The organism is Rhizobium sp. M10 (assembly GCF_002531955.1).
GTDB lineage: Bacteria > Pseudomonadota > Alphaproteobacteria > Rhizobiales > Rhizobiaceae > Rhizobium > Rhizobium etli_C.
Window position 1 is genome coordinate 33254 of the sequence record NZ_NWTA01000030.1, and the last position, 24651, is coordinate 57904.

Here is a 24651-nt window from a genome sequence, read left to right on the forward strand (position 1 = left end):
GCGACATGAGGGATCTCGGCCGCGTCCATGTGGAATCCTTCCTGGAAATGATGAGCGCCGAACGCGGCGCCGCCGCCAACACGCTGCAATCCTATGAGCGCGATCTCGATGACATCAGGTCCTTCCTGAACGGCCGCAGCATCAGGTTGACCGAAGCCGCCTCCGCCGACCTTTCCGCCTATCTCGCCTCGCTCGCCAGCCGGGGTTTCAAGCCCTCCTCGCAGGCGCGCCGGCTTGCGGCCATGCGGCAGTTCTACAAGTTCCTCTACGCCGAGGGCATTCGCACCGACGACCCCACCGGCGTGCTCGACGCGCCGAAGAAAGGCCGGCCGCTGCCGAAGACGATGGGGGTCGAGGAGGTCGGCAGGCTGCTATTCCAGGCGCAGACCGAGGCCGACGATCCGGCCCCGGGTCAGTTGCAGCGCCTGCGCATGCTGGCGCTCTTGGAGCTGCTTTATGCCACCGGCATGCGCGTCAGCGAGCTCGTCTCGCTTCCCGCCCGCGTCCTCGACCAGGAGGGCCGCTTCCTGATGATCCGCGGCAAGGGCAACAAGGAGCGGCTAGTGCCGTTGTCGCAATCGGCGATCAAGGCCCTGAAATCCTACGGGCGGCTGCTGACGGCCGAAAATGCCGTGGCGAAGGAGCCGCAGGAAAGCCCCTGGCTGTTTCCGGCCGCCTCGAAGGAGGGCTACCTGCCGCGCCAGGTTTTTGCGCGAGACCTGAAGAACCTGGCGATCCGCGCCGGCCTGACGCCGTCGCTGATCTCGCCGCATGTCATGCGCCACGCCTTTGCCAGCCACCTGCTCGCCAACGGCGCCGATCTGCGCGTCGTGCAGGAACTCCTCGGCCATTCGGACATTTCGACCACACAGATCTACACACATGTGCTCGAAGAGAGGCTGCAGCAGCTCGTCCAGACGCATCACCCCCTTGCCAAACAGGCGAAAAAGCACGAATAGGACCGGCGACAAGGGGCGGAGCCAGGAAAACGCCCCGGGCACAAGGAACGGAAACGCACCTCATGCACAATTATCTCGACTTCGAAAAGCCGATCTCCGACCTCGAAGGCAAGATCATCGAGCTGAAGAAGCTCGCAACGGAAGACGAGAGCATCGACACCACCGATGAGATCAGCCGGCTGGAGGTTCGCGTCCGTGAGGCGATCGTCGAAATCTATTCCAAGCTCAATCCCTGGCAGAAGACGCAGGTCGCCCGCCATCCGCAGCGGCCGCACTTCGTCGATTACGCCAAGACGCTGTTCCAGGAATTCACGCCGCTCGCCGGCGACCGCAAATTTTCCGAGGATGCCGCGATCCAGGCGGGTCTTGCCCGCTTCCGCGGCCAGCCTGTCGCCGTCATCGGTCAGGAAAAGGGCAACGACACCAAGTCCCGCCTCAGGCACAATTTCGGCAGCCCCCGCCCGGAAGGCTACCGCAAGGCGATTCGCATCCTCGAAATGGCCGATCGTTTCGGCCTGCCGGTGATTTCGCTGGTGGATACGGCCGGCGCCTATCCCGGCGTCGGCGCCGAAGAGCGCGGCCAGGCCGAGGCGATCGCCCGCTCGACGGAAATGTGCCTCGGCGTCAAGGTTCCGCTCGTTTCCGTCGTCATCGGCGAAGGCGGCTCGGGCGGCGCGATCGCGATCGCCACCGGCAACAGGGTCTATATGCTCGAGCATTCGATCTACAGCGTCATCTCGCCGGAGGGCGCCGCTTCCATTCTCTGGCGCGATTCGACCCGCGCCCGGGAAGCCGCGACCAACATGAAGATCACCGCCGAAGACCTGAAGTCGCTTGGCGTCATCGATGGCATCATTTCCGAGCCGCTCGGCGGCGCCCATCGGGATCCCGACAGCGTCATTGCCACAACCGGCGACGTCATCGCCAATGCGCTGGCCGAAATGGCATCCCGCTCCGGCGAACAGTTGCGCAACGAACGGCGCCAGAAATTCCTCAACATGGGCCGGAATCTGTAAGGCCAGTTGCAGCTCTTTGCCGATTGAGGCCAAACCTTGGCCACATTGATGTTATCTCTAACATTTGCGCTTGCGGGGGCGTTCCTCACACGTCATAGGCTGGTAAGGATTTGTGAAGTATAAGCCGCTTATGATTCTGCCTCGTGCCAGGACTCCTTAGGCGACCGGGTCGCACTTCTTTATGGGCTAGTTTGGATGCGCATACATCATTTTGCCTATGTTTCCCTCATGGCGCTGGCTCTTTCCAGCTGCAATGACGCGTTGGAGACCGCGCAGGTCGACCTTTCCAAGGTCAAGAACAAGGTCGAGCAGCCGCTCCCCCCGCATATCCTCACCGCCATGTCCGCCAAGGGCATGGACCGCAATTCGCCGATCATGATCCGCATCTTCAAGGAAGAAGGTGCCATGGAGATCTGGAAGGCGAAGACCGATAACCGTTTCGACAAGATCGCAGACTACAAGATCTGCGCCTGGTCCGGCCGTCTCGGTCCGAAGGTAAAGACCGGCGACCGGCAGGCGCCGGAAGGTTTCTACGACCTGACGCGCGCCAACCTGAACCCCAATTCGAAATATTATCTGGCGATCAACACCGGCTTCCCGAACCGCTACGACGCGGCGAACGGCCGCACCGGCTCCGACCTGATGATCCATGGCGCCTGCTCGTCCTCCGGCTGCTATTCGATGACCGACCAGCAGGTGCTGGAGATCTATGCCTTCGCCCGCGACGCCTTCAAGGGCGGCCAGGCGACCGTGCAGCTGCAGGCCTTCCCCTTCCGCATGACGGCGGAAAACATGGTCAAGCATCGCCTCGACAGCAATTACGACTTCTGGAAGATGCTGAAGGTCGGCTACGACAATTTCGAAGTGACGAAGCGCCCGCCCGAGGTAGCCGTCTGCGAGAAGAAATACGTCTTCAACCAGCAGGTAACCGATGGCGGCGCTTTCAATGCCGCCGGCAAATGCCCTGCCATGTCGACGCCACCGGCGCTGACGGCCGCGCTTGCGTCCTACGGCAAGACCTATGATGCCGACTATGCCAAGGCGATGAGCAAATATGACGGCATGGCCTGGTACGACCCGTCCGAAGCCGAGCGCAAGGCGGTGGTCGCCAAGCTGCGCAAGGGCCGCGAGCTGGCCTTCGCCCCGACCGGCACCTCGCTGGAAGCCGGCCGCATGGTCAAGGTCGCCGAACTCGAAGACCTGATGGCCAAGCGCACCGCCCAGGGCCTCGCCGCCAAATCAGCGCCGGGCGCCACGCCTGCTGCCCCTGCCCAGCCGCAGGCGCAGCCAATGGCAGTCGCTGCCGCCACCCCGGCGGTCGTGCCGGTGCCGACGCAGAACCCGCTGGCCTTTGCCGCGCCCGAACCGCAGGAAACGGCGGAAGCCGTGGCAAAGAAGCCGTTCTGGAAATTCTGGGCGCGGAACTGAACGGCTTGAAGCCCGTTCTCTACGATCTTCGCGGCCTGAAATGCCCACTCCCCGTGATGAAGACACGCAGGAAGCTCGCCGCCATGGCAAGCGGCGCGCTCATCCGCGTCGACACCACCGATCCGCTGGCCGTGATCGACATGCCGCATTTCTGCAATGAGGACGGTCACGAGCTGGTCGAAACCGAAAAGACCGAAAACGGCCACCGCTTCCTGATCCGCAAGCGCTAGAACTGTTCTGCATTAAATAGTCAGAGCAGATGCCGTCCTAAGCGGCATCATCACAGCTGCCGGCGCATCTCCAATTTACCCTGCCCATGTTCTCGCGGCTGGCGCTCGAAGCCACTCCCGCGCCCAAAATTCATCATACAACTACACAGCTTTTGTATGTTGACATTATACTTGGCTGGTTCTAGCCATAGTGAGCCGGTCGGAGGAACGGCGAGAATAGCGGAGGCTGACTGATCCACATCTTCTGTTTCCACGAGAAAAGGTAAGCGTGCGCCATCAGATCCGATGAGCACGCCGCGACACTTTGCTGTGTCGCCATGAGCCTCTTTCGCGTGACGTTTCCATCGTGCCCGTCCGTGGCCGGCCTTGGAAATCGCAGGAAGCAGGCGAAGCGTGCAGGGATCTTCAGCAAAGCCGGGATACGGACTTCTGAGAATAATCGTCATGCAAATTGGGAGGAGAGCATGAAAAACCTTGTTACACTGGCGGCCGGTCTTATGGTTGCCGCTTCATTCATGAGCAGCGCCGCCAGCGCCCAAACGGTGCTGAAATCGTCCGATACGCATCCGGACGGCTATCCGACTGTTGAGGGCGTCAAATATTTCGGTGAACTGGTGAAGGAGCGCACGCAGGGCCGCTATTCGGTCGAAGTGTACCATTCCGCCCAGCTCGGCGAAGAGAAGGACACGATCGAACAGGTGCGCTCCGGCGTGATCGAGCTCAATCGCGTGTCGATGGCGCCCTTCAACGGCACGGTGAAGGAATCGATCGTTCCGGCCCTGCCCTATATCTTCCGTTCCGAAGAGCACATGCACAAGGTCATGGACGGCGCCGTCGGCGATCAGATCAAGAAGGCGTTCGAACCGGCCGGCCTCGTCGTGCTCGCCTTCTACGATGCCGGCGCGCGTTCGTTCTACAACAAGACGAAGCCGATCAACGCGGTTGCCGATATGAAAGGCCTGAAGTTCCGCGTCATCCAGTCCGACATCTTCGTCGACATGGTGGCGGCCCTCGGCGCCAATGCCACGCCGATGCCCTATGGCGAAGTCTATTCGGGGATCGAAACCGGCGTTATCGACGGCGCGGAAAACAACTTCCCGAGCTACGACACCGCCAAGCATGCGGAAGTGGCGAAGAACTACTCGCTCGACGAGCACACGATCCTGCCGGAGGTGTTCGTCATGAACAAGGCCGCGTTCGACAAGCTGAAGCCCGAGGATCAGGAGATCTTCAAGCAGGCAGCCAAGGACAGCGTCGGCAAGCAGCGCGAACTCTGGGCAGCCAAGGTCGCTGAATCACGCGCCAATGTCGAAAAGCTCGGCGCGCAGATCACCACTCCGGACAAGCAGGGCTTCATCGACGCCATGGCTCCGGTTTACGAAAAGCACGTCAAAGACGACGTGCTGAAGAAGATGGTCGAGGACGTAAAGGCTGTGCAGTAGCCTTCGCCTGCCTCCTTGCGCAGGGCGGCGTGACTTAGCGGGGTGGACGGTTTCTCCACCCCGTTTCACGCTCACGCTTCGCACGCATCTTCATCCATCTCCCGACAGGGAGACTGCCCGCCCGATTTCGACGAGGCCCTCATGTCGAATAACCTGACACCCGTCACCAACGTCCTGGCCCGCCTGAGCAACGCCGCCCTGTGGCTCGCCGGCTCCGGCCTGATCCTGATGACGGTCTTTGTCGCCTGGCAGGTATTCTGCCGCTACGTATTGAACGACTCGCCGAGTTGGACGGAGCCGGGCTCGGTCATGCTGATGAGCTGGTTCATCTTCCTCGGCGCCGCCGTCGGCATCCGGGAGAACAATCATCTCGGTTTCGACGTGCTGCTCTACGTGCTGCCGAAATCCGGCAAGCGTGTCCTGCGCATGATTTCGGATGTGGTCATCCTCGCCTTCGGCGCCGGCATGATCTGGTACGGCGGCGCGCTCATGAGCCTGACCTGGAACACCACCCTGCCGTCGCTGGGCATCTCAGGCGCGTTCGATTATCTGCCGCTCGCCGGCGGCGGTGTCCTCGCGGTGATCTTCTCGCTGGAGCGCATTGTTCTCCGCCTCGCCGGCGAACCGATCGACGACGTGCTGGATGAGATTCTGCCGGCGGAGATCGCCGTCGAGATCGAAAACATCAATGCCGACCCGAACGCCAATTTGAAGGTATAGCGCGATGGAACTCTGGATTCTGTTCGGTGTTTTCACCACCCTGATGCTGATCGGCACGCCGATCGCCTTCTGTCTCGGCGTCGCCAGCTTCGCCACCGTGGCCTATATGGGCCTGCCGCCGCTGGTCATCTTTCAGCGGCTCAATTCCGGCATGAGCGTGTTTTCGCTGCTCGCCATTCCCTTCTTCATCTATGCCGGCGACCTGATGGTGCGCGGCGGCATCGCGAGCCGCATCGTCGCCTTCGCCGCCTCCCTGGTCGGCCATGTGCGCGGCGGCCTCGGCCAGGTCAATATCGTCACCGCCACACTGTTCGGCGGCATTTCGGGTTCGGCGGTGGCAGAGGCCGCTGCCGTCGGGGGCCTGATGATCCCGCAGATGAAGCAGCGCGGCTATGGTGCCGACTACGCGGTCAACGTCACCTCGATGGCGGCGCTGATCGCGCTGCTCCTGCCGCCGTCCCACAATATGATCATCTATTCGATCTCCGCCGGCGGCAAGATATCGATCGCCGATCTGTTCACCGCCGGCGTCCTGCCTGGCCTGTTGCTCGCAGCCGCGCTCATGGTGACCGCCTACATCGTCGCACGCTCGCGCGGTTATCCGACGGAGCCGTTTCCCGGCTTTGTCATGGTGGCTCACCTGCTCGCCGTCGCGGTGCCCGGGCTTCTGCTGATCGCCATCATCTTCGGCGGGGTGAGGTCCGGCATTTTCACAGCGACGGAAAGCTCCTGCATCGCTGTGCTCTACGCGCTGCTGGTAACCCTCTTCGTCTACCGGCAGATGAGCTGGAAAGACTTCGTCCACGCCACGCAGGGCGCCGTGCGCACGACGGCAATGGTGCTCCTGATCATCGGCACCGCCGCCGCATTTTCCTGGCTGATGGCCTTCCTCAAGGTGCCCGCTTCGCTGGTTACCTGGATGAAGAGCGTGGCCGACGATCCGCTGACGGTGCTGCTCCTGCTCAATGTGCTGATGCTGGTGCTCGGCACCTTCATGGACATGGGACCGACCATCATCATCTGCACGCCGATCTTCCTGCCGGTGGCACAGGCTTACGGTGTCGATCCGGTGCACTTCGGCGTGATCATGATCCTGAATTTCGGCATCGGGCTGAACACACCTCCCGTCGGGGCCGTGCAATTCGTGGCCTGTGCGGTCGGCAAGATTTCGGTCTGGGAGGCTATGCGCTCGATCTGGCCGTTCTACGGCGCCGGCCTCGTGGTGCTCGGTCTGGTCACCTACATCCCGGCAATTTCGCTGTGGCTGCCGGCTGTGTTCAAATAGGAGAGCGACATGGCGGCCGATACAGCCGTTGAATCAAGGATCGAGCGAAGGCCGAAACTCTCCGAAGGCGTGGTTTCGGCCATCCGCGCTCAGGTCGTGTCCGGTGCCTACGCGCCCGGGCAAAAGCTGCCGACGGAGACCCGGATGGGCGAGCTTTTCGGCGTCAGCCGCACTGTCGTCCGCGAAGCGATTGCAACCCTTGCCGCCGACGGCCTCGTCGAGGCACGGCAAGGGGCTGGTGTCTTCGTCATGAACCATCCAACGATTGCCTTCGGCTCGATCAGCCTCGATGTCGGCAACAAGATTTCCCATGCACTCAACGTCATCGAAGTGCGCATGGGACTGGAGATCGAAAGCGCTGGACTTGCAGCGCTGCGACGCAATGCAGCTCAGGAAGCGCAGATCCATGAAGCCTTCTTCGAGTTCGACCGGCTGCTCGAGCGCGGCGAGGCGACCGGCAAGAGCGACTTCGCCTTTCACCGAGAAATCGCGGCTGCCACGAACAATTCCTATTATGTGGAAGTTCTCGATGCGCTCGGCATGCGGGCGATCCCCTGCGATATCGCCTCACCCTGGGGCACGGACAGCACGCTGTCGCGCGATTATCAGGAAGGCCTGCAGCGCGAGCATCTGGCAATCCTGAAAGCGATTTCGGCCGGTGACCCGGAAGCCGCGCGCGCCGCCATGCGGGCTCACCTGACCGCAAGCCAGGAGCGCTATCGCACGCTGCTGAGCGGCCAGCAGGCAAGGTGGCTTTCAGGCACCCGTAAACACAACGGCTGAAGACGATCAGCATCACAACGATACGTTGGAGCGGTTACATCCGCACGCCTGGGATTGCGAGCGGATTGTCGGACAGCGCCGCGCGATCAGGCCTGTCGATGCGAGGCTTGCCGAGGAAGGCGTCGAAGAGATCCTTCACGAAGGCCTCGGGCAGATCCTTGGTGATCAGCACCATGCGCGTACGCTTGTCCTGCGGGTCCGGCCAGGCGGCAAGGCGCACCGGCGGATGGAAGATGCTCTGGACGCCATGCAGCACCAGCGGCCGTTCCGGCCGGTCGGAGACGGAAACGATCGCCTTCATCCGCAGCAGCTTCTCGCCATGGGCCGAGCGCAGGAGATCAATGAACATCTCGAGCGCCATCGGATCGATCGGTTTTTCCTCGATGATCGAGAAAGACCGTATCGAGGCGTCGTGCCGATTGACGTCGTGGGCGTGCTGGTGCGCGTGAGCGCCATCATGATTGTGATGATCATGGTGGTGGCCGTGGTGACCGCCAGCGTGATCATGATCATCATGACCGTGATCATGATGGTGATCGTCATCATGGGCGTGGTCGTGATGGTGATGCGCCTCGTGCGTATCCTCATCCCGCAGCCAGCGGCCGACATCGGCGATCTTCGTCGCCGGATCGTAGAGCCCGTTCACCAGCACCGCGGCGCTGCCGGCCTCGGCGCTGTCGGCATCCATCATCGCCGCGCGCGGATTGAGCGCCCGCAGGCGCTGTTCCAGCCCGGCCGTTGCGCCGGCCAGCGATGTCTTCGAGATGATCAGCCGGTCGGCGACGGCCGCCTGTTTGCGCGCTTCCTCGTGATTGTCGAGCGTCTGTAGCCCATTGACCGCATCGACGACGGTCACGACGCCGTCGAGCTCGAAATTCGTGGCGATGACAGGATTGCCCATGATCGCCTGCATGACCGGCGCCGGATCGGCAAGGCCGGTCGTTTCGATGACGACGCGCTTCACCGGCTTGACGCGGCCGGTCTGCACGGCATCCATCAGGTTCGCCAGCGTATCGACCAGCTCGCCGCGCACGGTGCAGCACAGGCAGCCGTCGGAGAGCTCGATGATCGAATCGCCGGAGCTTTCGACCAGCAGATGATCGATGCCGACATCGCCGAACTCGTTGATGATGACGGCCGCGTCCTTCATCTCGGGGTCTTTGAGGATGCGGTTGAGCAGCGTCGATTTGCCGGCGCCGAGAAAGCCGGTCAGGATGGTGACCGGAATCCTGTCGTTGAGCGCGCTCATCTCGTTTGACCTTGAAAACTTATGTTAGAAAGACGTCGGGCGCGGCATCGGCACCGGCACGTTGGCGATGCCTCCGGCCGTATCGCCGGTCGCCACTTTTTCCGGCTGTGCCGCCGGCTGCGGATCCTGCCCGGGAATGAGGCCGGCGAAGACGAATTGCGGATCGTGGTCCATTTCCAGAATATAGGGCGAGCTCACCTTCATGCGGCCGACCTCGTCGCGCGTTTCGCTGCGTATCTTGGCGCCCTTGGCGCTGCAGATATCGGCGGTAATGTCGGTCACCTGGTCCTGTCCCTGCCCGTAAGGCTTCAGCGAACCGAGCGTGTCATTGCCGGGAAACTGGGTGGTGAAACCCTTCTGCAAAAGGTTCGCCGTCGCATCGGCGCGCGCCGCCAGGCTGTCGGTGCCGAGCACGACGGAGACGAGAGTGCGGCCGTTGCGCGTCGCCGAACCGATCTGGTTGAAGCCCGAGGCACAGATGAAGCCGGTCTTCATGCCGTCGGCGCCGGCGAAGCGGCCGATCAGCATGTTGAGGTTCGGCACGTTCTGCTGGCCGGTGGTAAAACCCTCCAGCGCGAAATAGCTGGCATATTGCGGAAAATCGCGGCGCAGCGCCACCGTCAGCACTGCGAGATCACGCGCCGTCGTATATTGTCCCTTGCCCGGCAGGCCGTTCGGGTTGACGAAATGCGAATCCGTCATGCCGAGCTTCAACGCCTCGCCGTTCATCCGCGTGACGAAGCCTTCCTGCGTACCGCCGACGGCTTCGGCAACCGCAACCGAGACGTCGTTCGCCGATTTCACCAGCAGGATCTTCAACGCGCTGTCGAGCGTCAGCTTCTGGCCGGGCTTGAAATACATCTTGGCGGCCGGCTGCGCGGCGGCGCGCTTGCTCATGACAATGGGCGTATCAAGGCTGATCTGGCCGGCGCGGATCGCATCGAACACGGTATAGACCGTCATCAGCTTGGTGAGCGAGGCCGGATACCACTTGCGGAAGGCTTCCTCGTGTTCGAGCACGCGGCCGGTCTGGACGTCGACGAGAATATGCGGATTGGCCTGAGAGAGCGAAACGGAGGCGAGAAAAGCGGCAGTCGCAGCGGCGGTGAAACGCAACGGCCGCTTGGCGGCAAACAAACGGAAGTGGCTCGTCGACACGGTTCGTCCTTCAGATGTCCGGAAAATCTCGCAACCTTCCTCTATCTAGCCTATATGGCTATGACATGGCAAAGGTCATTGACGAAGTAATTTCCAAAAGCCTCACACCCTTTTGATGCGATCAAAGATTGTCGGGATTTCATAACAGGAACGCCAACATGCCGATTTTGAACAGAGCCGCCGAATTGCAGGATGAAGTCGCCGAATGGCGCCGCCACATTCATGCCCGCCCCGAGCTTCTCTTCGCGGTGGAAAACACGGCCGCTTTCGTCGCCGAAAAGCTGAAGGAATTCGGTGTCGACGAGATCGTCACCGGCATCGGCCGCACCGGGGTCGTCGGGCTGATCAAAGGCAAGGGCGAAGGTCGCCGCACCATCGGCCTGCGCGCCGACATGGACGCCCTGCCGCTGACCGAGATATCGGGCAAGCCCTGGGCCTCGAAGACGCCGGGCAAGATGCATGCCTGCGGCCATGACGGCCATACCGCCATGCTGCTCGGCGCTGCGAAATATCTGGCCGAGACCCGCAATTTCAACGGCAATGTCGCCGTCATCTTCCAACCCGCCGAAGAAGGCGGCGGCGGCGGCAACCTGATGGTCAAGGACGGCATGATGGAGCGTTTCGGGATCGAAGAGGTCTATGGCATGCACAATCTGCCGGGCCTGCCCGTCGGCCAGTTCGCCATCCGCAAGGGCGCGATCATGGCGGCGACCGACGAATTCACCGTCACCATCAAGGGCCGCGGCGGCCACGCCGCCCAGCCGCACCGCACGATCGACCCGATCGCCATCGGCGCCCAGATCGTCGCCAACCTGCAGATGATCGCCTCGCGCACCGCCGATCCGATCAGCTCGGTCGTCGTCTCGGTGACCAAGTTCAACGCCGGCTTCGCCCATAACGTCATTCCGAACGATGCGACCTTCGCGGGCACGGTCCGCACGCTGGACGACGAGATGCGCACGCTCGCCGAAGCGCGCTTCCGGCAGATCGTCGAGGGCGTGGTTGCTGCCCACGGCGCCGAAGCCGAGATCAGCTTCCACCGCAACTACCCCGTCACCGTCAACCATCCTGATGAGACCGCGCACGCGGTCGCCATCGCCGGCGCCATTGCCGGCGAGGCAAACGTCAATGCCGAAATCGATCCGATGATGGGCGGAGAGGACTTCTCCTACATGCTGAACGCCCGCCCCGGCGCCTTCATCTTCATCGGCAACGGCGACAGCGCCGGTCTGCACAACCCGGCCTACGACTTCAACGACGAAGCCATCGCCCACGGCATCTCCTATTGGGTCCGCCTTGCCGAACAGCGCTTGGGCCTCTGACAACAATTAAGGGCTTGGCTTCACGCCAAGCCTTTTGTATGCATGGCGTGCAAGTGGTCCCGTAGCTCAGCAGGATAGAGCACCAGATTCCTAATCTGGGGGTCGCGCGTTCGAATCGCGCCGGGATCACCATTCTTTTCAACATCTTAGATCTTTGAAAGCTTGCGATCCATGTCGCAGGCGTGTTTCTCTGCATTTCCAAGGGTTTCTCGGGCCTGCCGGCGAATCCGTGCAACATGCAGCGCGATATGTTGCGACTCAGTCGCCCCTCTGGCAGCTTCGCTTCGAGGCTAGGGGTTTTATGGATGGCAGATTATCGCAAGGCGTCGAATCTTGATGACCAGGTGCTACAGGCGGTGGGCCGGCGGACACCGGTTGGGCAAAATCACAAGATCGAGAATGTTCAGGAAAAATTTCTCGACGGGATGCTTTACACAGTGAATTTTGAGGTTCCAGACCCTTTGGGCGGCACACCTACAAATTATAGCAACCGCGTTTACGTGACGAAGAACAGCATCGAGGTCTACGGCCACGATGAATTCCTGTTTCAGATCGTTGGCGCCCGCCATTCTCGCAGCTTCTATGACATTTTCGCCAACGGTGATGTGATCTCGGGCGTGATCGCTCTTGTCGTGACGGTGTTGATCGTTCCCAGCTTCATTGCTTCTTACCTCACTGGCACAACGATTGCGGTGCCGGACTGGATCACCAGCGGGTGGCTTTTGATCCTCGGGTTCTATTTCGGCAAAGCGTCAGGCAAGCCCAGCTAGTTCGGGATGTGAGTAAAACAACTGGATTGCAACAGAGGACAGGAAAATGTTCGAAATCGGGGCAATGTATGAATTCAAGATGCTCGAAGGCGGAGATGAAACGACGTTCTCTGGCGTTGTCGAATCTTATGAACATCCGCTGTTAAAACTTGCCGATGCGGAGCCAAGGACTATGCAGATCAATTACGGCGGAGAGAGCCAAATCATAGGCACCTCAATGGCAATTCCGGGTAAGATCATCAATGTGGCCTCGCCGTCGTTTATCAGCGCACAAAAGCAGACTGACTAAATAGTCGAACGCCGCCCGGCGAGAATCCCCGAACCTAATCTCGCCCCGTTCTTGAGCAGAGCCGCGCGCCAGGCGCGGCAGCACCCTCTCGGGCGTCAGAAGTCAGTCAGAGCATGCCGGCTTCATTCCTTGATGGGAATTCCGGCCTCAATCGCAGCCTCGATGAAAGCCTGTCGCGCCTCCTCCCGGCTTCGCTTTCCGGAGATGACATCGGCGCACACGGCGCACGCCCGATCCAGGGCGGGGCCCTCGTCTGTCGGCCAGTCTTCAATCAACGCCCATGTCGCAGCCTGCGTGGTCTGGATCACTACCCATTGATCCGGTCCTTCAAGGGCGATCGTCACAGGCTTCGTCCAAATGGTCTGCATTCTCTTTGGCCTTCCTTGGGTGCTGTGGGAGTAGTTAGACTGATCGATCTCGTCTTGCAAATCGGCGCCGACCGCATTGCTTCCCACATCGATTCAACGCGCCTGGGGAGAGGCTCGCCGCCCGCGCACAACCCGCCGCGCGCCAAATCCCAGCAGCGCCGCAACGACCCAAGCGCTGATAAAACCAATCGCACCCCAGACGAGGCCTGCGAAGCTGATAGGCACGCCGGGCACGAAATCCCGCAAGGTATTGGCGAAAACGACATCATCCGGTTCCCCCATGAGCACGAACGGCTTGGCGACGGGGGCGGCGGCGCCGAGTTTCAGCTGCTGCGACTGCAGCGTTTCATAGCGGACAATCGTGCTTTGCATGGAGGCGCCGCGGTCGCGCAGGAAATCGTCGGAAGATTGCGCGTAGGTGTTCAGCGCCTGCTGGCGATCGAGGTGGTGCTCGGCCGCCTGCCTGTTGAAATCCTCGACGATGACGCGCAATTCGTCGATCGCTCCGCCGATTCGCTGGCGATATTGCTGGGCAAATTCAGGCGCCTGCGAAAACACCGTGCCGCCGGCAAGCCCGGCGACGATGGCGATGATCCTTCCAATCGGTCCCATGATCGATGCCTCCGGCTGTTCCCTGCGCTAACGATCGGCGGTCGTAAAGGTTTCTGCCTTCGACACAATCGGTAACGCTATGTGATTGAACCGGCGACACTTCCGGTGAGTTGACACCATGACAAACGAGTTGCTCCCGTGAGCAACTGAGAAAGAGAGGCTCGTCATGAAACAGCTCATCCTCGCCTGCACGCTCGCCGCAGCGTCCGTTTTATCCGTCGTGCCGTCCCAGGCGGCAAGTGTGACCATCACCACGGATGACGCCCGCCCCTATTATTACCGTGATTCGGAACGCCCCTATTACCGCCACCACAGCCCCTATTATCGCCACGACATGCGGCGGCGCTACGTTTCCCGCGATTGCTTCACCAAGACGGAAAAGATCCGCCGCCACGGCCATACGGTCATCAAGGAAACCCGAATCTGCCGCTAAGGCAAACCCCGGCCGATCCTTTCGGCCGGGCTTTTCATCTGGTATCCTCCGGCAAGGAACTTCGCAAACTCCGCCGCGTTTAGGGCGGAATGGGAGTATTCGCCATGCTTATCAAGATGACTGTTCTGGCAATCGCCTATGTTGCGGTCTGCGCTCTGCTTCTCACCATCGCCTATCAGTTGCAGGGACCGGTGGCCACGGCGAAGACCGATCGGCCGGCCGGCTCGTCTTTTCTGATCGAGCGCTTCGCCGGTTGATCAGCTGAACGCCGGCCCGAGAATGGCCGACCGAGAAGCCAGCGCGGCTCGCCATCGAGCCACGGCAGCATGGCCTATCGACCTGCGCTCCTTTCAATGCGGTGGAGCGCCCCTCACCATCAATGCGTGCCGTCCAGGGAGAACCCGCCAAGGAGGATCCGGTTCTGAACATTATGCACTCCTTCGACGGCCATGGCGACCGCGGTCGCCCGTTCGATCTCCCCGACTGTGCCGACCGTGCCGCTGAGCACGATCTGGTCTTTTTCCATCGTCACCTCGACATCGGACGCATCGATGCCGCCGGCAATCGCCAGCGCATTGGCGACGGCCGCCTCGACCGACGCACGATTGGCGATTTCCGCTTCCATTTCAGGCTCCAGCCCGTGAAATGTCTGCTCCTTGAAAACCATGACCCGTTCCTCTGTGAAACCTTGAAAGGAAACGCCCGCCGGTTGGTTTTGGTTTCAGCGTGTTACCAGTTGAGGCGGTAGCGCAGATTGACGCTGCCGGCCTCGTCCTCCGAAAACGGGTTGCTCATCGACGCATCGAGATTGAGGTTCGGCAAGATCGTCTGGCTGACGGCCACCGAACTGGAGAAGTCGCCGCTGACATTGCTGAGGCCGGCGCCGGCCGAAAGCGAGGTTCCTGTCCAGGGATGGATGAGTTTCAGCGCCTGCGACGCCGTCACCGAGGTCTGTCGGGCATCGACCGGGTCGTAACCGACGCTGACGGAGCGGCTCGATTGCATGTCGAGCGAATCCGACAGGATCCAGCTGCGCGAACGGCTGAGCGTCAGCGCGCCGCTGCCGCGCAGCGTATCGACGCTGACCTTCACACCCTGCTGGGATTGGCCGGCCGGTGTGACGTTCGTTCTCACGATTCTGCCCCAGAGCATCGCCTGTTCGGAATCGGGCAGCGGCGCGCCGCCTTTCGTCGCTGCCAGCGCAATGTCGGCGCCGGCGCTTGTTTCCCATTCCGCCGGCAGGCGAAAACCCATCGTCGCCTTGTACGACCGGTCCGCAAGCTTGGCGGGTGACCAGATCAGCAGGTCATCTGCCTTTGCCGCCGCGGAGAGCGAAAAAGGCAGCACGGTGAAAAGAATGCAAGCTATCTTGAATATCGTCATGTGACCCGATCGTTTGACAAGCTTGCTCGCCGAACGGCGCGATGCCGCAGCAAAAGTGCGCACAGAAAACCCGCAAGGGAGCAGCGCGGCCAAGCCGTCCATCCCAATGTCATTCCTCGATTTAATGTGTGGCCGAAACGGCCGGCGGCAGCCAGGTGCCTGTTCAATGGACGCCGCGGCGCCCTGGATACCCATGCGACCATCAGCGGCCGCCTGAGATTGACGATTCCCTCAGGAATGTTGCCAGGATCACATCTCGCCGCCGCTCTGTAAACCCCTTGAGGGCGGAAATCTGCTGCACTGCACACTTGCCGCACCTTCCAAACCCTAGTAGAGCCTGAGCCTACGAGACAAATTTTCGCGAAATTCCACATGACGACCGGCAAAACGGCGCCGCGGCGCCTCAGCATCTTCGGTTCGACCGGCTCGATCGGCCGCAACACGCTCAATGTCGTCGAACACCTGGGCGGACGGGACAACTTCGAAATTTCCGTGCTGACCGGCAACGGTAATGTCGAATTGCTGGCCCGGCAGGCAAAATCATGGGGCGCGCGATTGGCGGTGACAGCCAGCGACCGGCATTACGAATCGCTAAAGAGCGCGCTTTCCGGCAGCGGCATCGCGGTCGCCTCGGGAAAATCAGGCCTCATGGAAGCCGCCGATCGCGAAGCCGACTGGGTGATGGCGGCAATCGTCGGCACGGCGGGCCTCGCGCCGACCCTCGCCGCCGCACGCCGCGGCGCCGATATCGCCCTTGCCAACAAGGAATGCCTGGTCTCGGCCGGCGACCTCTTCCTCAAGTCGATTCGGGAAGGCGGCGGCAGGCTGCTTCCCGTCGACAGCGAGCACAATGCGATTTTCCAGGTGCTGGAAGAAAACCAGCGCCACGCCGTCGAACGCGTCATCCTGACGGCATCGGGCGGCCCCTTCCGCACCGCCTCGCTCAAGGAAATGGCCGATGTGACGGTGGAAACCGCGCGCGCCCATCCGAACTGGTCGATGGGCTTGAAGATTTCGATCGACAGTGCCTCGATGTTCAACAAGGCGCTGGAAATGATCGAAGCCCGGCATCTGTTCGGCCTGACGCCCGAACAGATCGAGGTCATTCTCCACCCGCAATCGATCATTCATTCGATGGTCGGCTATACCGATGGCTCGGTCCTCGCCCAGCTCGGCGCGCCCGATATGCGCACCGCCATCGGTTATGCGCTGTCCTTTCCGCGCCGGCCGAACCTGCCGATCGAGCGGCTGGATTTCGCCAGGCTCGCGAGGCTGGATTTCGAAGCGCCTGATGAGGTGCGGTTCCCGGCGCTGCGGCTGGCGCGTCTTGCGATGACCCGCGGCGGTGTCCAGGGCGCTGTGCTGAACGGCGCCAAGGAAGTGGCGCTGGAAGCCTTCATCGAAGGACGCCTGTCCTTCCTCGCCATGGCCGACATCACCGAGAGGGTCATGGACGATCTGGCCCACCTGCCGCCGGCTGCCGAAATGGACGATGTTTTCAGCGCCGACAGCCAGGCCCGGCAGCGGGCTTCGCAATTGATGAAGCTGGATCTCGTCGGCTGAGGCCTACGACATAATTCCTTGAGCGCTGTAACGGCTGCAATTACCGCAGCCGGTTGCCGCCTTCGTCGAACAACCGGCAATCGGCCGGCTCAAACAGCAGGCTGACCTCATCGCCGGCCGCGATGCTGACCGGCGAACGATGCTCGACGGTCAGCGATTGGCGGTCGCCGAGCTGACAGTAGAGATATTGCGTTCCCCCGAGATATTCCGAGAAATCGACCGTGGCGACCAGCCTGCCTGACCGATCGGGCGCCACCTTCAGATGTTCCGGCCGCAGACCGAGCGTCACGGCGCCTCCGGCCGGCCGGCCGGTGCAGGACAAGGCGGTTTCGATGCGGACGCCGGCGACTTCGACCAGGCCTTGCTCGGCAAAGCGGGCATTCAGCAGGTTCATCCGTGGCGAACCGATGAAGCCCGCCACGAAGGTATTGGCGGGATCTTCGTAGATCTGCCGCGGCGTTCCGGCCTGCTCGACCCGGCCGTCGCGCAGCACGACGATCTTGTCGGCAAGCGTCATCGCCTCGGTCTGATCGTGGGTGACATAAATCATCGTATTGCCGAGTTCGCGGTGCAGGCGGGCGATTTCGATGCGCATGGAAACGCGCAGCTCCGCATCGAGATTGGACAGCGGCTCGTCGAACAGGAAGACATCGGGCTTGCGCACGATCGCCCTGCCGATCGCCACGCGCTGGCGCTGGCCGCCGGAAAGCTGTCCGGGCCGCCGGTCGAGAAGGTGGTCGATCTTCAGGATCGCGGAGGCGGCCTTGACGCGCGTCTCGATCTCGGCGGCTTCAGTGCGCGCCATCTTCAAGCCGAAAGCGAGATTGTCCCGCACGCTCATATGCGGGTAGAGCGCGTAGGACTGAAAGACCATCGCAATGCCGCGTTCGGATGGATCGAGATCGGTGACGAGCCGTCCCTTGATCTCGATCTCGCCGTCGGTGACGTCCTCGAGGCCGGCGATCATGCGAAGCAGCGTCGATTTTCCGCAGCCGGACGGTCCGACGAAAACGACGAATTCGCCCTCATCGATCGTCAGATCGATCCCATGGACCACCTGCAGACTGCCATAGCTTTTTCGCACGTCCTGGAGCACGACGCTGTTATTGCCCATACCGTTCGTCATCCCCAAACGACCTACTTGTCCGCCTGGACCCAGACGAGCATCTCTCCGGGCGCGCGGTTGTCCCAGAGATGATAGGGCACGAAACGCGCCGTGGCGACCCGCCGTTCGGCCGGCGCCTTGCGGTAGAGCGGCGCTCCCCAGTTCGATGTCTCCTCGCGTTCGACCTTGAGATCGAGGGCGACGGCATCGTTGAGGTCCTTCAGCACGACGGTTTCGGCGGTCGGCAGCGCGCGTGGCAGGACGATGGCATTGAGATCCTCGCCATTATCCGTCGTTTCCACGCAGTAGACGAGCGGGCCGCGCATCAACGCGACGCGGCCGGCATCCTGGCGCACCTTCGGATTGGCATATTGCGGGCGCAGCGAAAGCGGCAGGTGAAGGGCGACGCGATCGCCGTCGGCCCATTGCCGATCGATCCTGGCATATCCGTCACGGATATGGGTGCTGAGGTCGAGCATCGTCCCGTTGACGCTGAGGGTTGCGCCCTCCGCCCAATCGGGAATGCGCAGCGACAGCGCGAATGCCGCCGGCTTTTTCATCTTGGTGGAAAAGGCCACCGCACCGTCCCACGGATAGTTGGTGCTCTGCTCCAGTTCCACTTGCGTGCCGTTGGCAAGCTTCAGCCGCGCGGTGCTCTCGCCATAGAGATGCACGGCGATCTCGTCGTCGGCGACAGCATACATATAGGAGCCGATCGAGGTCACCAGCCGGGCGATGTTGGGTGGGCAGCAGGGGCAATGGTGCCACTTCCACCGGTGGTGCTTGCCCGCACTTTCGAGCGGGTTGTCATAGAAGAAGGTCTTGCCGTCGGTCGAAAGCCCGGGCAGCGCGCCATTGTAGAGCGCCTGTTCCATGATGTCGGCATAGCGGCGGTCCGGACCGCGTCCGAGCATGCGGCTCGCCCAGAACACCAGGCCGACGGAGGCGCAGGTCTCCGCATAGGCCGTGGCATTGGGCAGATCGTAGTAATCGGTAAAACCTTCATTCGACGCGGCCGGCCCGATGCCGCCGGTGATGTACATCTGCTTGGTCGTCAGATCGTCCCACAGCGTTTCCAGCGCCGCCGTCAGGCTGTCGTCCCTGTATTCGGTGGCGATGTCGGCCATCCCGGAATAGAGATACATGGCGCGCACGGCATGGCCGACGACCTTCTTCTGCTCGCGCACCGGCTGGTGCGCCTGCCCATATTCATAGGTCTTCTGATGGTAATCGGACAGGCTGCGGCCGTCGCGAACGGCCTCCGCCGTGAAGAAATGCGGCTCGGTGCCGCGTTCGTCGATGAAGAATTTCGACAGGTCGAGATATTTCTTCTCGCCCGTGACGCGGGCGAGCTTGACCAGCGCGAGCTCGATCTCCTCATGGCCGCAATAGCCTGGGATCTGGCCTTCGCCATGGCCGAAAACCTTGATCATGTAATCGGCATAACGGCACATGATGTCGAGCAGCTTGCGCTTGCCGGTCGCCTGATAATACGCGACCGCCGCCTCCATCAGGTGTCCGGCGCAATAGAGTTCATGATGATCGCGCAGGTTGGTCCACCGGCGCGATGGTTCGACGCGCTGGAACCAGGCGTTCAGGTAGCCGTCCTTGTCCTGCATCCGCTCATACATGTCGATGATCTCGTCGGCGCGCGCCTCGAGCTTCGGGTTCGGCCGGCGGTAGAGCGAATAGGCGATGGTCTCGATCGACTTGCCGAGATCGGAATCCCAGAACATCTGCGTCGTCCCGCCCCAGGGCTGAATGGGAATGACGACGCCGGGGCTGGGCTGATCGACGTCGATCGCCTTGAGCATGCCGGCCTCGACGCAGCGGTCGAGCAGCGTCTCGGCGGTGGAATTGCAGACGGCATCCTGCCATTTGCCCCAGAAGCCGCCGAGATCGACATCGGGAACGGCGACGGGACGAAACTGGCGGTCATTGCTTGATTTGGTCATGGGCTCGACTTTCTCTCGTTCATTTCACCGCGCCGGCCATCAGCCCGCGCATGTAGTAGCGTTGCAGGAGCAGGAAGACGATCAGGCAGGGGATCGTCATGACGATGACGCCGGCCTGGACCGCTCCCCAGTTGATGGCGCCGAGGCGACCGGCGCGGACCGCCGTCATCAGCACCGGCAGGGTGTATTTCTCGTTGCTGGAGAGCAGCACGAGAGCGGCAAGAAACTCGTTCCAGGCATTGAGGAAGGCAAAGATCGCCACCGTCGCGACACCGGGCAGCACCAACGGCAAGAGAACGCGGGCAAGAAGCCGGAGGTCGCGCGCCCCGTCGATGCGGGCGGCCTCCTCGATCTCCTTCGGCACGGCGTCAAAGGCGTTGCGCATCATGAAGACCGAGAAGGGCAGCTGCAGCGTCACATAGACGAGGGTCAGCCCGATGAGCGAATTGTTGAGGCCGAGCTTTGCCAGGATAATGAAGAGCGGCGTCAGGATCGACTGGAACGGGATCATCAGCGTGGCGATGATCAGCACGAAGAGCGCGTTCTTCATCGGGAAGCGATAACGCGAGAAGCCGTAGCCGGCGAGCAGGCTGACGAGAACAGTGAGCACGACGGTGGCGACCGAGACGAACAGCGAATTGATCATGTGCCGCCAGATGCCGGCGCCGAACGTATCGAGCAGCGCATAGGCATCGAAGCTGACGCCGGATGTCGGCCATGGCGGCAGGGGCGGCAGACTGGCCTCCGTGCCCTGCCGGAAGGAGGCGAGCAGCGTGATCGCGAAGGGCGCCAGGAAGAAGATCGAAATGGCGATGCCGGTGAGATGATAGACGGACTTCACGCGGATCGCCTTGCGCGTCCGGCGTTCCCTTGACGTGGTCATCAGCGCTCCTCCCCGACACGCAGCAGCCAGAGCTGCACGATGCTGATCGCCACCAGGATGGCGAGAAGCACGATCGACAGCGCAGCGCCATAACCGAGATTGAACGACACGAAGGACTGGTTGAAGATGTAATAGACCACCGAGATCATCTTGTTCTGCGGCCCGCCCGACGTCATGATGTAGAACTGGTCGAAGGCGAGGATCGAGCCGGTGACCGAGACGATCAGCGCCAAGGCGATCGTCTTGCGCATCAGCGGCAGCGTCAGGTGCCGGAAACGCTGCCAGCGGCCGGCGCCGTCGATGCGGGCCGCCTCCGTCAGTTCGGACGGAATGGCCTGCAGCCCGGTCAGCAGAATGATCATGGTGAAGCCGGCGATCTTCCAGACGACCATCGCCACCACAGTCAGAAACGCGGTATCGAAGGTCGCCAGCAGATTGGGGCTCTTTTCGACGAGGCCGAGCGCCTTCAGGGCCGGGCCGATGAAGCCGCTATCGACATTGGCGAGCCAGACCCAGAGCAGCGAGGCGGTGGCAAGGCCGACGACGACAGGCAGGAAGATGATGGTGCGATAGGCGCTGACGAACTGGCGTTCCTTTTCGACGAAGATGGCGAGCGGAAAGGCGACGGCGAAGATCGCGATGGTGACGATGATCGTGTAATAGGCGGTGAAATTCAGCGCCGTCATGAAGCGGGTGTCGTTGACCATGCGGTAATAGTTGTTGAAGCCGATCCAGCGCGACGCCCCCATCAGCGGCCAGTTGTGCAGGCTCATCCATCCCGTGAACAGAACCGGCATGATGAAGAAGACGATGACCAGCGCCATGGCAGGCGCGATATAGGCAAGGCCGCGCCAGTTCGATTTGCGCCGTCGCCTGCGCCGAGGCAATAGTATCTCTGAGCCGGAACCGGTCATCGAAACGCTCCGCATCTTTGAATTGGAATTGGCCGGGAAGCTGCCACCGCTCCCCGGCCGCGGCCGCGGGAGAGTCTACTGGCCGCTATCGATGATCGATTGCATTTCCGACTGGGCGCTCGAAAACGCGCCGTCGACATCGTCGCCGAAGATGGCGGCGTTGGTGAAGCTTGCCCATGGGCCGTTGGCGCTGTTGATCAGGTCGTTGAACTGCAGCGTATAGGGGGTCTTGGCGACGCTGATCGCCTTGAGGCCGACCTGCATACGCGGATCGAGGCCCTCCAGCACCTTGTCGGCGATATCGCCGCGCGTCGGCAGGCTGCCATATTTCGCCATGATCTTCTGGCCGTCCATCGAATAGATATATTCGAGGAACTCCTTCACCGCGTCGATCTTCTTCGTTCCCTTGGTGATGACGAAGTTGTCGCCGCCGGCAAAGGATGAAGGCTTGCCATCGACGCCGGGAATGAGGGTCACGCCGAAATTGATCTCGGGATGCTGGGTCACCAGCGTTCCGATGGCAAAGGCGCCGAGGCTTTGCTGACCGATCTTGCCGTTGGTGAAGGTCAGGAAGTTGGTGCCGTTGTCGCTGGCCGCACCCGCCGGCACCAGGTCCTTCTTGACCATGTTGCGGTAGATGTCGACCGCCTTGCGCATCTGCGGCGTATCGAGTGTTGCCGTCTTGCTGTCGGCCGACAGGATGTCGGCGCCGGCACCCCAGACGAGCGGCGTGAAGGTGAAGATCATGCAGCCGCCGCAACCGCCGCCGGAGAAATAGAAGCCGTAAGTGTCGTCACCCAGCGCCCGGATCTTCTCGGCGTTGGCGGTGATTTCCTCCCAGCTCGCCGGCGCTTTCTCCGGGTCGAGACCGGCCTTCTTGTAGAGATCCTTGTTCCAGGCAAAGACGGAGGTTTCGACCGAAAGCGGCAGGCCGTAGACCTTGTCCTGATAGGTGCCGAGGCGGACATGCGACGGCGACAGTGAATTGAAATAGGGAAGCGACTTTGCCCAGTCCGTCAGGTCTTCCAGCTGGCCGGCCGCGGCGAAGGCGGGGTTGTAGATGAGATCCATCGACAGGGCGTCGGGCGCCTGCCCGCCGGCAATCGCGGTCGCATATTTCTGCACCAGTTCGGAGAACGGCACTTCGGTCATCACGACCTTGTTCTCATGGCTGGAATTATAGGCTTCGACGACCTTCTTGAAAGCGTCGCCGATTCCCGAGCGAACCCACATTTCGACATTTTCGGCAGCCGACGCAGCCGACACCAGGCATAAGGTAGCGATGCCGGTCGCCGCCAATAGACGCTTGATCATGACATTCCTCCCAATATGGCGCATCTCCTCGCGCCTTCGCTCATTCCCTTGGTCTCACTCCTTGGTCTCATTCCCTGGGGGGTTACCCCCGCATGACTGCCGGACGACGAGCCGGCACGGCAATTTCCTGACACCCGGCTCGACCGGCCGTCCTTCCGCAAGCGCCAGCACCGTCAATCCGGCCTGCCGCCCGAGCTCCTTCAGTTCCATATCCACCGTCGTCAGCGGCGGCCGCGTCTGGGCCGCGACGATCTCCCAATTGTCGAAGCCGATGACCGAAACGTCCTGCGGCACCTTGATGCCGCGCTCGCGCAGCGCATCCACCGCGCCGCGGGCGATCTGGTCGTTGCCGCAGAAGAGCGCATCCGGCTTTTCGCCCGGCCGCTTCCAAAGCTGCTCCACAGCGTCATGGCCCCAGCTTTCAGACCAGACGCCGTAAAGCACCGGCTCGCGATGGCCCGCCACCTCATGATAGGCGCCGGCACGCTCCCGCACCGAAAAAAACTCCTCCGGCCCGGTGATATGTGCGATCCGCCGCCGCCCGGTCTTGAGCAGCCATTCGACGGCCAGTCTCGCACCCTGTTCATCGTCCGAACGGAAGGTAACGCTGTTCTGCGTCCCCTCGGTGAAGGCGTAGACGACGGGCACATGCAAATTCGACAGATCGACCGGCAGACGCCGGTCCAGCCGCTTGCCCGTCGCAATGATGCCGTCGACCTGCTTGTCCAGCATCGCATCGACATGGGTCTGGGCGAGCGCCGGATCGTCTTCGATGGCGCACAGGAAAACCGAAACCCCATGATCGACGAGAGCGTCCGAAATGCCCGCCATCACAGGCAGCGTGAAACGGCCGTAAGTGTCGTTCGTCAGCAGTCCGACGGTGAAGCTGCGCTTGCTGAGCAGACCTCTCGCCAGCGCATTCGGTCGATATCCGATTTCGCCGGCGATCCGCTTCACCCGCTCGCGCGTTTCCGCTCCCATCCGGCCGGTATCGTTGAGCGCCTTCGACGCCGTCGAAATACTCACCCCGGCCGCCGACGCCACCTCATGGATGGTGATCCTGCCTCTTTTTCCTCCCGTCAGGTTCAGAGCTTCCTCCTTCTGAAGTGGCTTGAGAAAAGCTTTTACCAATTCTTGTGTCAAGTGAGAAAAGGTTTTCTCATACGATTCGGAAGGCCGGCATCGAAGATGCTGCTGCACGGTGAAAAGCAAGCGCACGGAATTTTATCGGTCCTCGAGACCGATAGGCGCGTCCACTGCACCAGCGCCGGATGGCACTGTTCAGGCAGAAAAGGTTTAGGGGCGAAGCCTCACGGCCGCAAAACCGATCGCGGCCAGAACCTCGGATCGAGATTCTGGCCGCGATTCGAACAGGGCAATATTAGAGAATCAGGCGACGTGCCTTGCCAGCGCGCAGCGCGACCAGAGCGAGTGCAGGGCGTCGACGAGATGGGCGATATCGGCGTCGGA

Annotated in this window: 27 protein-coding genes and 1 tRNA gene; 16 read left to right on the plus strand and 12 right to left on the minus strand. The window is 61.8% G+C overall.

Annotated elements, in window-relative coordinates; genetic code table 11:
* Window positions 1-5 precede the first annotated feature (5 nt).
* The 8 genes from xerD to CO671_RS29660 all read left to right on the plus strand — a co-directional run bounded on the left by xerD (window position 6) and on the right by CO671_RS29660 (window position 7863).
* Window positions 6-959: a site-specific tyrosine recombinase XerD gene (gene xerD, locus CO671_RS29625; RefSeq protein WP_097608892.1), complete on the plus strand. Its 954-nt coding sequence runs from the start codon at window positions 6-8 to the stop codon at window positions 957-959.
* A gap of 62 nt (window positions 960-1021) precedes the next feature.
* A complete protein-coding gene (locus tag CO671_RS29630) occupies window positions 1022-1975 on the plus strand; it encodes an acetyl-CoA carboxylase carboxyltransferase subunit alpha (protein ID WP_097608893.1) in 954 nt (317 codons plus the stop codon).
* A 195-nt stretch (window positions 1976-2170) separates the two neighbouring features.
* Window positions 2171-3403 (plus strand): murein L,D-transpeptidase family protein, encoded by a 1233-nt coding sequence (locus CO671_RS29635; RefSeq protein ID WP_097608894.1) that lies wholly within the window; start codon window positions 2171-2173, stop codon window positions 3401-3403.
* Window positions 3404-3408: 5 nt separating this feature from the next.
* Window positions 3409-3633 carry a sulfurtransferase TusA family protein gene (locus CO671_RS29640; RefSeq protein ID WP_097608895.1) on the plus strand — a complete coding sequence of 75 codons (225 nt, stop codon included), beginning with the start codon at window positions 3409-3411 and terminating at the stop codon, window positions 3631-3633.
* 464 nt (window positions 3634-4097) lie between these two features.
* Window positions 4098-5075, plus strand: coding sequence for a TRAP transporter substrate-binding protein (locus tag CO671_RS29645; protein ID WP_097608896.1), 978 nt, complete (start codon window positions 4098-4100; stop codon window positions 5073-5075).
* A 141-nt stretch (window positions 5076-5216) separates the two neighbouring features.
* Window positions 5217-5795: a TRAP transporter small permease gene (locus tag CO671_RS29650; RefSeq protein WP_097608897.1), complete on the plus strand. Its 579-nt coding sequence runs from the start codon at window positions 5217-5219 to the stop codon at window positions 5793-5795.
* A gap of 4 nt (window positions 5796-5799) precedes the next feature.
* Window positions 5800-7080, plus strand: coding sequence for a TRAP transporter large permease (locus CO671_RS29655; RefSeq protein WP_097608898.1), 1281 nt, complete (start codon window positions 5800-5802; stop codon window positions 7078-7080).
* Between the two features lie 9 nt (window positions 7081-7089).
* Window positions 7090-7863: a FadR/GntR family transcriptional regulator gene (locus CO671_RS29660; protein ID WP_097608899.1), complete on the plus strand. Its 774-nt coding sequence runs from the start codon at window positions 7090-7092 to the stop codon at window positions 7861-7863.
* A gap of 34 nt (window positions 7864-7897) precedes the next feature.
* On the opposite strand, the gene CO671_RS29665 is transcribed toward CO671_RS29660, so the two are convergent.
* Together CO671_RS29665 and CO671_RS29670 are read right to left on the minus strand one after the other, a co-directional pair.
* Complete coding sequence (locus tag CO671_RS29665) at window positions 7898-9112, minus strand: GTP-binding protein (RefSeq protein ID WP_097608900.1); 1215 nt, start codon at window positions 9110-9112, stop codon at window positions 7898-7900.
* 24 nt (window positions 9113-9136) lie between these two features.
* On the minus strand, window positions 9137-10270 hold the full coding sequence (locus CO671_RS29670; protein ID WP_097608901.1) for a D-alanyl-D-alanine carboxypeptidase family protein: 1134 nt from the start codon (window positions 10268-10270) through the stop codon (window positions 9137-9139).
* Between the two features lie 158 nt (window positions 10271-10428).
* Between CO671_RS29670 and CO671_RS29675 the strand changes: the two genes are divergently transcribed.
* From CO671_RS29675 to CO671_RS29690, 4 genes are all read left to right on the plus strand, one after another.
* Window positions 10429-11592: a M20 aminoacylase family protein gene (locus tag CO671_RS29675; protein ID WP_097608902.1), complete on the plus strand. Its 1164-nt coding sequence runs from the start codon at window positions 10429-10431 to the stop codon at window positions 11590-11592.
* 55 nt (window positions 11593-11647) lie between these two features.
* A tRNA-Arg gene (locus CO671_RS29680) sits at window positions 11648-11724 on the plus strand.
* 173 nt (window positions 11725-11897) lie between these two features.
* Complete coding sequence (locus CO671_RS29685) at window positions 11898-12362, plus strand: hypothetical protein (RefSeq protein WP_097608903.1); 465 nt, start codon at window positions 11898-11900, stop codon at window positions 12360-12362.
* 46 nt (window positions 12363-12408) lie between these two features.
* Window positions 12409-12651, plus strand: a complete 243-nt coding sequence (locus tag CO671_RS29690; RefSeq protein ID WP_097608904.1) for a hypothetical protein — start codon at window positions 12409-12411, stop codon at window positions 12649-12651.
* A 122-nt stretch (window positions 12652-12773) separates the two neighbouring features.
* Here CO671_RS29690 and CO671_RS29695 read toward each other — a convergent pair whose 3' ends face one another.
* Together CO671_RS29695 and CO671_RS29700 are read right to left on the minus strand one after the other, a co-directional pair.
* Window positions 12774-13019, minus strand: coding sequence for a DUF982 domain-containing protein (locus CO671_RS29695; protein ID WP_097608905.1), 246 nt, complete (start codon window positions 13017-13019; stop codon window positions 12774-12776).
* 93 nt (window positions 13020-13112) lie between these two features.
* The gene (locus tag CO671_RS29700) at window positions 13113-13631 is read right to left on the minus strand and encodes a DUF2937 family protein (RefSeq protein WP_097608906.1); all 519 of its coding nucleotides are present in this window, start codon (window positions 13629-13631) and stop codon (window positions 13113-13115) included.
* A gap of 166 nt (window positions 13632-13797) precedes the next feature.
* On the opposite strand from CO671_RS29700, the gene CO671_RS29705 reads away from it, so the two are divergent.
* Entirely contained in the window at window positions 13798-14064 is a 267-nt protein-coding gene (locus CO671_RS29705; protein WP_010034937.1) for a hypothetical protein, read from the plus strand.
* A gap of 104 nt (window positions 14065-14168) precedes the next feature.
* Window positions 14169-14321, plus strand: a complete 153-nt coding sequence (locus CO671_RS33910; protein WP_010034942.1) for a hypothetical protein — start codon at window positions 14169-14171, stop codon at window positions 14319-14321.
* A gap of 119 nt (window positions 14322-14440) precedes the next feature.
* Here CO671_RS33910 and CO671_RS29710 read toward each other — a convergent pair whose 3' ends face one another.
* Entirely contained in the window at window positions 14441-14731 is a 291-nt protein-coding gene (locus CO671_RS29710) for a BON domain-containing protein (protein WP_010034950.1), read from the minus strand.
* A gap of 62 nt (window positions 14732-14793) precedes the next feature.
* Window positions 14794-15447 carry a hypothetical protein gene (locus CO671_RS29715; RefSeq protein ID WP_097608915.1) on the minus strand — a complete coding sequence of 218 codons (654 nt, stop codon included), beginning with the start codon at window positions 15445-15447 and terminating at the stop codon, window positions 14794-14796.
* A gap of 372 nt (window positions 15448-15819) precedes the next feature.
* On the opposite strand from CO671_RS29715, the gene dxr reads away from it, so the two are divergent.
* On the plus strand, window positions 15820-17010 hold the full coding sequence (gene dxr, locus CO671_RS29720; RefSeq protein WP_097608907.1) for a 1-deoxy-D-xylulose-5-phosphate reductoisomerase: 1191 nt from the start codon (window positions 15820-15822) through the stop codon (window positions 17008-17010).
* A 40-nt stretch (window positions 17011-17050) separates the two neighbouring features.
* Here the strand turns inward: dxr and ugpC are convergent, their stop codons facing one another.
* The 6 genes from ugpC to CO671_RS29750 form a co-directional block, all read right to left on the minus strand.
* Complete coding sequence (ugpC, locus tag CO671_RS29725) at window positions 17051-18136, minus strand: sn-glycerol-3-phosphate ABC transporter ATP-binding protein UgpC (RefSeq protein ID WP_097608908.1); 1086 nt, start codon at window positions 18134-18136, stop codon at window positions 17051-17053.
* A gap of 11 nt (window positions 18137-18147) precedes the next feature.
* Complete coding sequence (locus CO671_RS29730) at window positions 18148-20070, minus strand: glycoside hydrolase family 127 protein (protein WP_097608909.1); 1923 nt, start codon at window positions 20068-20070, stop codon at window positions 18148-18150.
* A gap of 19 nt (window positions 20071-20089) precedes the next feature.
* Complete coding sequence (locus CO671_RS29735) at window positions 20090-20953, minus strand: carbohydrate ABC transporter permease (RefSeq protein WP_097608910.1); 864 nt, start codon at window positions 20951-20953, stop codon at window positions 20090-20092.
* Window positions 20953-21867: a sugar ABC transporter permease gene (locus CO671_RS29740; RefSeq protein ID WP_097608911.1), complete on the minus strand. Its 915-nt coding sequence runs from the start codon at window positions 21865-21867 to the stop codon at window positions 20953-20955. The genes CO671_RS29735 and CO671_RS29740 overlap by 1 nt, the downstream gene beginning before the upstream one ends.
* A gap of 75 nt (window positions 21868-21942) precedes the next feature.
* The gene (locus tag CO671_RS29745) at window positions 21943-23181 is read right to left on the minus strand and encodes a sugar ABC transporter substrate-binding protein (protein WP_097608912.1); all 1239 of its coding nucleotides are present in this window, start codon (window positions 23179-23181) and stop codon (window positions 21943-21945) included.
* A 54-nt stretch (window positions 23182-23235) separates the two neighbouring features.
* Window positions 23236-24225 carry a LacI family DNA-binding transcriptional regulator gene (locus CO671_RS29750; RefSeq protein ID WP_097608916.1) on the minus strand — a complete coding sequence of 330 codons (990 nt, stop codon included), beginning with the start codon at window positions 24223-24225 and terminating at the stop codon, window positions 23236-23238.
* Window positions 24226-24228: 3 nt separating this feature from the next.
* On the opposite strand from CO671_RS29750, the gene CO671_RS34035 reads away from it, so the two are divergent.
* Window positions 24229-24651, plus strand: a 423-nt coding sequence (locus CO671_RS34035; protein WP_210201923.1) for a hypothetical protein, incomplete at its 3' end; no start/stop codon positions are given.